Below are 8,965 nucleotides of genomic sequence, written 5' to 3'. Positions count from 1 at the left end.
CAGGTACAACGCGCGCGCCTGCGCCGGGATGTCGCTGGCCGGATAGTGCAGGCCGAGATAGGACGCCAGGTCCGGCGTGCGCGCCTCGGCCACCACGTCGCCGTTCCACTCGTCGTCGAAGCGGTAGATCATCACGCGGTCGTAGCCGATCAGCGTGCGCAGGCTCTTGGCCGCACGCTGGCAGGCGTCTTCGATGCTGCTGTCGGTCTCGAGCCGGCGCAGCAGCGGCAGCGCTTCGCGCAGGGTGGCGTCGGCGAGCGGCGCATCGCGCGGCTCCAGTTCCAGCAGCCACTGCTCCGGGTACAGGTGCCAGGCGCCGACCCACCGCTGCGGTGGCGGCGCGGCGCGACGCGGGAAGCTCACCTGGACATGCGGCAGGTGCGACTGCTCGATCGCGTCCGCGTGCACGCTCGGATCTTGCAAGGTCAACAGCGCGGCGTAGCGCTGCCCGAGCAAGTCCGCCAGCGGCACGCCGAGCAGCTCGGCGGCGGTGCTGCTGGCCTGTACGATGCGGCCGTCGGCTGGCTCGATCACCAGCAATGCGCCGTGCGGCTGGATCGATCCAGGTATGTGGATCGGCTCGCGGGCGCAGGCGTCCAGGTCCAGGGGCGCGACGGTATCGCTCATGCAGTCTCCTCCAAGGCGAGATGGGTGTGGAAGTGCGCGAACATCGCGCGCGCGCCGGCGACCGCGGCCTGCCGTGACGCCGGGGTGCGCAGGCCCTGCTCCAGGCGCAGCTGAAAGCGCCGCCAGCACGCCGGGTCGGCGTGGCCGAGCTCGAAGTAGGACAGTGCCGGCGCGACCTCGGCCAGCGCGTACCGCAACTGGCGCGCGATCACCCGCCCGCCCAGGCGCGAGCCTTCGACCACGTACAGCATGCCCCAGCGGCTGCCCGCCGCCGGTGCCGCCGGTGCCGGCGCGGCCGGCGGCGGCGTGGCGCCGAGCGCAGCCAGGTCCTGCGCCAGCAGCGGGGCGCGCGGCTGGTAGTGCCAGCCCGCGTCGCCGCCGCCGCGCAGCCAGGCCGATTCGCGCCGTTCCCAGTCGGCCAGCACGGCGTAATGGCGGCGCAGCACCTGGACGTAACCGGCCACGGACAGGCCGTCGCCCATCAGTGCGCGCATCGCCGGCAACTGCTCGACGGCCTGGTGCTGCTGCGCGGTGGCCTCGCGCAGCAGGCGCAAGGCGCTGAGGGGCACGGCGGTTCCGTCGGGAGGCGACACCATGGATGCGGACTGCTACGGCAGCCGGGCCGGCCGCGACGGTGGAAGCAAGGCCGCACAGCGTAGCATCGCGCACGCGCCGCGCCTGACGGCGCGGCGAACGGCCCAAGCTGAGCAGTTCATGCGCACCAGCATCCTGCCCACCGTCACCTCCTCGGCTAGGCGACCGCGCCTGCCGCCGTGGGCAGGCGCGCGGCGCCACGCCAGCAGCCAGCCGGCGGCCAACAACCATGGCACGCCGGGCAGGGGCACGGGGGCGTTCTCGCCGATGAACAGCGCGAACACCCACGCGTACAGCAGCGGCCCGACAATGCCGGCCACGCTGACCAGACCCGTCAGCGCGCCCTGCACCCGGCCGTGCGCGTCGGCGCCGACGTGGCGGGCGACGATCGCCGGCGCCGCCGGCGCGGCCACCGCCCACAATGCACTGACCGGGACGCCGAGCAGGAACATCGCGCCGCTGCCAGCCACACTGTAGATCGCCAAGCCGGCCATGCCGCAGCCCAAGCCGAACAAAGGCATGCGCCCGGGCCGTCGCGGCTTCGCCGTGGCCCGGCGAAGCGGCAGGCGGTCCGGCGGTGGAACTCGGGGTCGGGACTGAAGCGCTTCCTGCAGGCGATCCAACGGCGTGGGCCGCTCGCGGTCGCGGCCGCGCTGCGGTCAGAACGACGCGACTGCGATGGTCTGCTGCAGCGCGTGCTGCGCGCCGGGCGCCAGTTCGATCACCTCGGGGCCGGCATTGGCCGCTTCCAGGCACACGAACCGGCGCCAGTGGGCGCCGACGTCGACCATCTTCTGCGCGCCGGCTTCGCCCGGGTTCCAGGCGACCAGGGTGCGGCTGCCGACCGTGCCGATCTCGATGCGGCGCCGCAGGCCCGGGTCGAGCAGCGTGTAGCGGCCGCCGGCGCCGGTGTAGATGCGGTCGCTGCGGCCGGGGTCGCGCGGATCCTGCAGGCTCCAGTCGCCGTGCTGGCGATGCGGGGTGGCGTCGCCTTCGAACTTGTCCAGGTAGTCGAGCCCGTCCAGACCTTGCACACGCACCTGGGTGGCGTCGGCGACGCGGAAGTAGTTGTGCAGCGCCTGGGTGAAGCGCGCCGGCGCTGCGCCGACGTTGTCGGTAAGCAGGCGCTGCTCCAGGGCCGCGCCGATGCGCAGCTGCATGTGCAGGCGCAGCGGCAGGTCGTCGAAAACCGGCGGCGCCAGGCTCAGCACGATGCGGCCGTCGGCCTCGCGGCGGGCATCCTGCAATTGCCACGGCACGGTGCGCACGAAGCCGTGCGCCGGTACGTCGCCGCTTTGGTCCTGGCGGCCGAAATACGGCCAGCACACTGGCGTGCCGCCGCGGATCGGGGTGGGCGTGGGCTGCGCGCTCGGCGACAGCCACATCACCTCGGTGCCGCCCTTGGGTACGAACGACAGCAGTTGGCCGCCGAACAGGCTGATCGCGGCGGTGGAGTGCGGGGTCTGCACCAGCAGCGAGGGATAGCCGTGGAAATCGCCTGTGCTCAGGCCGGGGACGGCGGACATGGGGATCTGGCTCCGTGGCGCGGGGGATTGGACGAATTCGGGATTAACGCGCTGGCATGCGGAACGCGGCCGCCGGCTTGCCGCCCGATGCCGGCGTGTCCGCCGGCGCGGCGGCCGCCTCGCGCCGCAGCGCGTCGAACGCGCAGTCCGGCGCGGCCGTCGGCCGGCTGCAGGCCAGCGGTGAAGCGGTCGAAGGCGGTGGCCGCGACCCCGGTTTTGGCCGCGGCGGCGCGCAGCGTGGCCAGGCACCCGCCGAAGACCGGATTCGTTGATGGCGCCGGTGCCAGCAGGGTCTGCGCGGCGGCGCAGGGCACGGCCAGCAGCAAGGCGCAGGCGGAACGCTTCATCGGAATTCCTCGCCAACGGCAGGGCGGACATCATAAACAACCGTGGCGCATGCGCCGCGCACGCGTGCGGCGGCGCGTTCGCGCGCGCCGGGCTGCGCCGCCGCGACGCCACAATGGCCGGACACCGCGGCGGCGGCGCCGATCCGGTGGCGCTGCCGCGTGTGGGGTTGATTCACGCCACGGTGACGATACGGTTGCGGCCGCCACTGTTGGCCGCATACAGCGCCTCGTCGGCCCGGATCCCGATCAGCAGCAGCGGCCGCCGAGGATCCGCAACGGGTTGATCAGCATGCGGCCGAGCGTCTGCAGCCACAGCACCGGCAGCCGCGCAGCCAGCCCGCGCGCGCGGCAGGTAGCGCGCCAGGTCGGCGAAACGTTGCAAGAACAGCACCGCAGCCACGCTCGACAGCGCGGTGGCCAGGCACTCCCAGCACCGCGCCCCCTGGCCCCGCGCCTCCGGCCCCGGTGGGTGCGCCACGTCGCCGGTTTCCAGCGTCATCTACAGGCCGTCGCAGAGCACGGAGTCGCCGGCGTAGCACGGGAAGGTGGCCTCGCGCAGCCGCCAGGCGAATGCCAGCGCCGCCATGCTCAGCATGACCGCGCAGCAGCACAGCCAGGCGATCGCCAGCCACCGGTTGTGCTGGCGCAGGTAGTCGGGCTCGCTGCGCGGTCCGAAGCGCAGCGCGGCGGCCATCGCCCCGCGCTGGTCCGGCCACAATCGCAACGGTTGCCCGGCTGGCGACGCGGCGTCGATGTGGAAGCCGGGCCGGCTGTTGCCGGGCAGCGCCTGCGGGTTGTCGCGCATCAGCCAGCGCGGCGCCCGCAGGGTGAGCCGCTGCAGTCCCGGCGCGGGCACTTCCAGCACCCACCGCGCCGACGGCCATTGTCCCTGCGCCAGCGGCAGCAGGATGCAGCGGCCGCCGGGCAAGCGCTGGCAGCGGCGCCGGATCGAACCGGCACAGCGCGGGAGCCTGGCGCGACGACGGCACGCCAGCAACAGGCACCCACAGCGCAATGCCGGGCCCCGGCCGCGCCAGCGGCGCGACCGGGCCAGGCGCGCGGCGAGCAGCAAGACATCACGACGGCGGACCAATGGGGAACCGCGCGGATCATCGGCCGGCACCGCGCGCGCCTGATGGCGCACGGTGGCGCGCGGTCAGTCCAGCGCATCCAGGTAGTACCAGCGGCCGTCCTCGCGCACGAAGCGGCTGTGCTCGGTCATGCGCACGGCGCTGCCGCCGCCGATGCGATAGCGCGCCAGGAACGCGACCTGGGCACTGTCGGCGCCGCTGGCGACGACCCGCTGCACGGTCAGGCCGAGCCAGGTGGTATGCGCATCCACGTCCAATTGCGCCGGGCGCGTGGACGGGTGCCAGCTGGCGCGCAGATAGTCGGCGTCGCCGCGCACGTAGGCGCTGTAGCGCGAGCGCATCAGCGTTTCGGCGTCGGGCGCGGCGGCGCCGGCATGGTAGCGCCCGCAGCACTGCGCGTAGTCGCGCGGGCGCCCGCAGGGACAGGGATCGGCAACGCGCGGCGCAGACGGAGACATGTGCCGATTGTGCCGGCTGCGGCGGCGCGGCGCACGCCTGCGCGGCCGTGCACGCCGGCCCCGGCTATGCTTGCGCCCCCCCTTGTCGCGCGGAGCGCCGCCTTGCTGGAGTTGATCCCGACCGAGTTGCCCTGGCTGCTGTGCATCGCCTTCGTCGCCGGGCTGGTGGATGCGGCAGTGGGCGGCGGCGGCCTGATCCAGTTGCCAGGGCTGTTCGCCACCTTGCCGCAGCAGGCGCCGGCGGTACTGCTGGGCACCAACAAGTTCAGCGCGATGGCCGGCACCGGCGCATCGGCCTGGCGCTATGCGCGCACCGTGCGCTTCCCGTGGCGGCCGGTGCTGACCGCCACCGCGGCGACGTTCGCGTTCTCCTTCCTCGGCGCCACCGCGGTCAGCCTGCTGCCGGAGCAGGCGGTGCGGCCATTGATCCTGGTGCTGCTGATCGCGATGCTGGCCTATACGCTGGTCAAGAAGGACTTCGGCGCGCTGCACCGGCCGCGCCACGTCGGCCGCCGCGAACTGGCCATCGCGCTGGTGATGGGCGCGGCGATCGGCTTCTAGGGCCTGTTAACACATCCGAAGCCCATCAACGACCAGGACGAAGCTGAGGAATCCAAGGAACATGGCATCCAGCTTCTCGAAGCGCGAGAAAATCCGGCGGTAGCCTTTCAGGCGACGGAACAGTCTATCCACCTCGTTGCGCCGCTTGTACATCTCCCGGTTGTATTCCCAAGGCTCGACCCGATTGGATTTCGGCGGGACCACCGGCACGAAGCCAAGATCGAGCGCCAACTGGCGGGTTTGGTTGCCTTCGTAGGCACGGTCCATCAACAAATGAATCGGCCGCTCCACTGGCCCCAGGTGTTCAAGCAACGTGCGGCCTGCAGGTGCGTCATGCACGTTACCAGGCGTCAATCCAAAGGTGATGGATGTTCGAGCATCTGCGGCAACCATATGAATCTTGGTGTTCCATCCACCGCGGGACTTGCCGACGGCCTGCGGACCGTTTTTTTTAATGCGCCCGTGCCATCGGGATGCACCTTGATGCTGGTGGAGTCCAGCGAGATTGCTTCGATTTCGATGCGCACGATCTGGGACTTCTGCAATTGGGCGAACATCCGGTCCAGCACACCCGCCCTGGCCCAGCGGTTCATGCGTGTGTACACCGTGTGCCAGTTGCCAAAGCGCTTGGGCAGGCCGCGCCATTTGCAGCCATGCTCGGCAACGTAAAGGATGGCGTTGACCACTTGCAGGTTGGTCATGCTGACATTGCCGCGCTGTGCCGGCAGGCAGTGTTCGAGTAAATATCCCCCGGCAAAGCCGGGGGCTTTAGAGATGTGAGCCGCTCAAAGCGGCTGCGGGAGCGCTACGCGCCTCCCTTGTTAGGGCCACCTGAAGGTGGCCGACTACCTCAGCAACTGCAATTGGTCCAAGCGCCGATCTTCCGCCTCTTGGTTCTGGATGTATGCCCCGATCAACCCTTCATCCCGACCTACCCTCGTAACGAAGTAACCTCGCGCCCAGAAGCTCTGCCCTACAAAGTTCCGCTTCCGCTCCACATACACCCGCGCTAGGTGGATGGCGCTCTTGCCCTTGATATAGCCCACCACCTGCGACACCGCCTACTTCGGCGGAATCTTCAACAGCATATGGACGTGATCTGGCATCAGATGGCCCTCCTCGACCCGGCTCTCCTTCTGCTCGGCCAATCGCCGGAACACCTCTCCTAGATGCTTCCTCAGACCCACATACAGTGTCTTACGGCGACACTTCGGTATGAACACAACGTGGTACAGACACTCCCACCTGGTGTGACTTAAGCTCTCAAACTCATCCATCTCGGTTCCTCCGTCTCGTGTGCTTGGCCGCTCACGTTGCGGAGTCTCCGGGATGGACTCCCGGATACGTCAAACTTCTACTGCCTCCCCGGCAGAGCCGGAGGAACTCTCAGGTTGGTTTAGTGTTAACAGGCCCTAAGAACCTGTTCACGATCTTTTGAGTAGTAGTGTCAGGCATGCCAGGTGGATGAACTGCAAGCTGCTGTTGAGCTTACGCTCGCAGTTCTTCCATAGCCTTCGGTTCTTTTCCAGCCACGCAAAGCTGCGTTCAACGCTCCAGCGCTTGGGCATGACCTTGAAGATGTGCAGTTCGCTGCGTTTGGCGATCTGCACCGTGACTTGCTTGCCCAGGATCTCTCGTACGCCTTCGGCGAACGGTTCTGCGGTATAGCCGCTATCGCACAACAGGCTTTGCACGTGTCCCAGGTTCGGCTTGCAACGATCCAGGGATTGGAGCGCGCCTTTGCGGTCGGTCACTTCCGCCGTCGTCACCGCGACCGCATGCGGCAGGCCTTGGGTATCGACGGCGATGCGACGCTTGATCCCCGAGACCTTCTTGCCCGCGTCATAACCCTTCTGGCCGGCCGTGTCCGTGTTCTTCACGCTCTGTGCGTCCACGATCAAGAACGTGCTGCAAGCGTTGCGCCCCTGTCCCTGGCGGGCCGCGCCAACCTGATTTTTTGAGCGCCCGCTCCACCAGGCTCACTCCTTCATCGTCTGGTTCGCTCCACTTGGCAAAGTAGCAGTGCACGGTGCGCCACTTCGGGAAGTCGCTGGGCAGCGCTGGCCACTGACAGCCGGTGCGCAGCAGGTACAGCACCGCGCACCACACGTCCTACAGATCCACGGTCCGTGGCTTGGTACGCTTGCGCGCCTGCTCCAGAATGGAGCGGATCTGCTCGAACCGCTCCCGGCTCATGTCACTCGGATACGTCTTTGTTCGCATCCGCAGAGTTTGCACTACCCGGGAAAGATCGTGAACAGGTTCTAAGACGGCTGCTTCAGCTCCGGCAACCGGCAGTTTCCTGATCTTCCTGCTCATCGGCTGCTTCGGCCTGGACTTCCTGCGCGCCTCGGCCGCCTCGAAGGTGGTCAACCTGGGCACCAGCCTGGCCGCGCGGTGCTTCTTCGTGCCCAGCGGGCAAGTGCTGCTGGCGGTGGCGGTGCGGTGGCCGCGGCCAATATCGCCGGCGCGGCGGCCGGCACGCGGCTGGCGCGGCGGCGTGCCGCTGATCCGGCAGCGGTTCCTGATGCTGGGTGGTGGTGATGGTGCTGATCGGCAAGATGGGCCGGGACCTGCCGCGCTGAGCCGCAGCGCGCACGCGCACGCCGTTGCCTACGCTAACCGGCCAATGCGGCGCGGATGCGCGGCCATGCATAGTCCCAGGCGATGCGCTCCTGCTCCAGGCGCGGCGTGGGACCGAAGCGGCCGCTGCGCAGATCGGTGTACAACGCCGGCTCGGCAGCGGTGAGCGCGTCCAACCGCTGCGCGCGGTGCTGGCGGCGCTCGTGTCCCCACAGGCTGGACGGAGTGTCGCGCAAGGTGGCTGCGTCCATCAGCAGCGCCATGGCCTGCGGCGCGTGCCGGCGCAGGCGGTGCAGGATCGCCAGGCCGTGCGTGTCGATGTCGCCCCAGTAGTAGAGCGGCAACCGCTGCAGCCAGTCGATGGCGTGCACGTAGTCCACGACATAGCCGCGTGCCATCAGCACCAGCATCCCCGGCAGGTCCTCGCAGGCCAGGCCGGTCTCGCGGTTCTCCACGATCAGCACCTGCCGCACCGGCAGGCGCAGCGCGGCGACCTGGGCGATCGGCGCCTGCACGTCCTCCAGGCCGCCAAGCCGCGCACGCAGCGCCGGGTCCAGCAGGCGAGGCGGACCCGGTCGGGCGCACGGCGCAGCCCGGACAGGCCATGGAAGCTGCGCGGTTCGGCGATGCCGCGCAGGCCGGCCAGCCAATCGGCGCGACCCCGCGGCGCGGCTCGATCCACTTGCTGTCGATGCCGGCGATCGGCAACTGGCGCAGGAACATGCCGCTGTCGCGATGCGCATGCAGCCAGTCGACCATCGCGACCAGCCGCGCGAAGTCCGCTTCCGGCGCATCGGCGAGCAGATCGAATTGCCGGCGCAGGCGCGCGGCGAGACCCGCCGCCTGCGGCCAGCGGGCCACCAGCGCGGCGCCGCGCAGGCGCGCGCGCTGCCAGCGCGCGTGCTCGCCGAGCGCCAGCGCCGCCTGGTCGGCGCTCACCTGCCAGGCCTGCGGCAGGCACTGCGACCCCAGTTGCGGCCATTTGACCTGGCGCCATTGCACCTGGCCTGGCAACGGCGTCGCACGCCAGGCGCGCAACCAACCGCCGAACGCGTCGAATGCGGCGCTGGCCTGGACCTGGGTCGGCATGCGCAGCGGCACCGGCCGCGGTGCGGCCTCGTCCAGCAGCCATGCGCCGCGCTGCAGCCGCCACTGCCCGCGCAAGACGGCTTAGACTC

General features: G+C 69.8%; 6 protein-coding genes and 7 pseudogenes (1 of these 13 only partly in view). 2 read left to right on the top strand and 11 right to left on the bottom strand.

The features are described from left to right. The 7 genes and pseudogenes from bphP to G4Q83_RS00170 all read right to left on the bottom strand — a co-directional run. A protein-coding gene (gene bphP / locus G4Q83_RS00205; RefSeq protein ID WP_128421774.1) for a bacteriophytochrome BphP crosses the window boundary here: on the bottom strand, positions 1-627 show its start. It extends 1,278 nt beyond the left edge of the window; the window shows 627 of its 1,905 coding nt (coding positions 1-627); it begins with the start codon at positions 625-627; the stop codon falls past the left edge of the window. Beyond that, positions 624-1,223 carry a biliverdin-producing heme oxygenase gene (locus G4Q83_RS00200; RefSeq protein ID WP_128421773.1) on the bottom strand — a complete coding sequence of 200 codons (600 nt, stop codon included), beginning with the start codon at positions 1,221-1,223 and terminating at the stop codon, positions 624-626. The genes bphP and G4Q83_RS00200 overlap by 4 nt, the downstream gene beginning before the upstream one ends. Before the next feature lie 171 nt (positions 1,224-1,394). After that, positions 1,395-1,745, bottom strand: a pseudogene (locus G4Q83_RS00195) (tetracycline resistance MFS efflux pump); the annotation flags it as partial. A 135-nt stretch (positions 1,746-1,880) separates the two neighbouring features. After that, a pseudogene (locus G4Q83_RS00190) lies at positions 1,881-2,923 on the bottom strand (D-hexose-6-phosphate mutarotase); the annotation flags it as partial. A gap of 343 nt (positions 2,924-3,266) precedes the next feature. Then, positions 3,267-3,593 (bottom strand): hypothetical protein, encoded by a 327-nt coding sequence (locus tag G4Q83_RS00180; RefSeq protein WP_128421770.1) that lies wholly within the window; start codon positions 3,591-3,593, stop codon positions 3,267-3,269. Further along, positions 3,594-4,022 (bottom strand): hypothetical protein, encoded by a 429-nt coding sequence (locus G4Q83_RS00175; RefSeq protein WP_128421769.1) that lies wholly within the window; start codon positions 4,020-4,022, stop codon positions 3,594-3,596. Between the two features lie 228 nt (positions 4,023-4,250). After that, entirely contained in the window at positions 4,251-4,643 is a 393-nt protein-coding gene (locus G4Q83_RS00170) for a YchJ family metal-binding protein (protein WP_128421768.1), read from the bottom strand. 102 nt (positions 4,644-4,745) lie between these two features. Here G4Q83_RS00170 and G4Q83_RS00165 point away from each other — a divergent pair. Beyond that, positions 4,746-5,201 (top strand): annotated as a pseudogene (locus G4Q83_RS00165) (sulfite exporter TauE/SafE family protein); the annotation flags it as partial. A 9-nt stretch (positions 5,202-5,210) separates the two neighbouring features. Here G4Q83_RS00165 and G4Q83_RS00160 read toward each other — a convergent pair. From G4Q83_RS00160 to G4Q83_RS00150, 3 genes and pseudogenes are all read right to left on the bottom strand, one after another. Continuing rightward, a protein-coding gene (locus G4Q83_RS00160) for an IS5 family transposase (RefSeq protein WP_246432420.1) occupies positions 5,211-5,980 on the bottom strand; the annotation gives its coding sequence in 2 pieces (ribosomal slippage) (positions 5,211-5,659 and positions 5,659-5,980; 771 coding nt in all). Between the two features lie 69 nt (positions 5,981-6,049). Beyond that, positions 6,050-6,481 (bottom strand): annotated as a pseudogene (tnpA, locus tag G4Q83_RS00155) (IS200/IS605 family transposase). Between the two features lie 147 nt (positions 6,482-6,628). Next, positions 6,629-7,427, bottom strand: a pseudogene (locus tag G4Q83_RS00150) (IS5 family transposase). A 61-nt stretch (positions 7,428-7,488) separates the two neighbouring features. Here G4Q83_RS00150 and G4Q83_RS22730 point away from each other — a divergent pair. Next, a pseudogene (locus G4Q83_RS22730) lies at positions 7,489-7,789 on the top strand (TSUP family transporter); the annotation flags it as partial. A 33-nt stretch (positions 7,790-7,822) separates the two neighbouring features. Here G4Q83_RS22730 and G4Q83_RS00145 read toward each other — a convergent pair. After that, positions 7,823-8,951: pseudogene (locus tag G4Q83_RS00145) on the bottom strand (Wadjet anti-phage system protein JetD domain-containing protein). Positions 8,952-8,965 lie beyond the last annotated feature (14 nt).

Source organism: Xanthomonas theicola (assembly GCF_014236795.1).
GTDB lineage: Bacteria > Pseudomonadota > Gammaproteobacteria > Xanthomonadales > Xanthomonadaceae > Xanthomonas_A > Xanthomonas_A theicola.
Note: the sequence above shows the minus strand (reverse complement) of the source record. Positions and strands in the feature narration are given on the sequence as shown.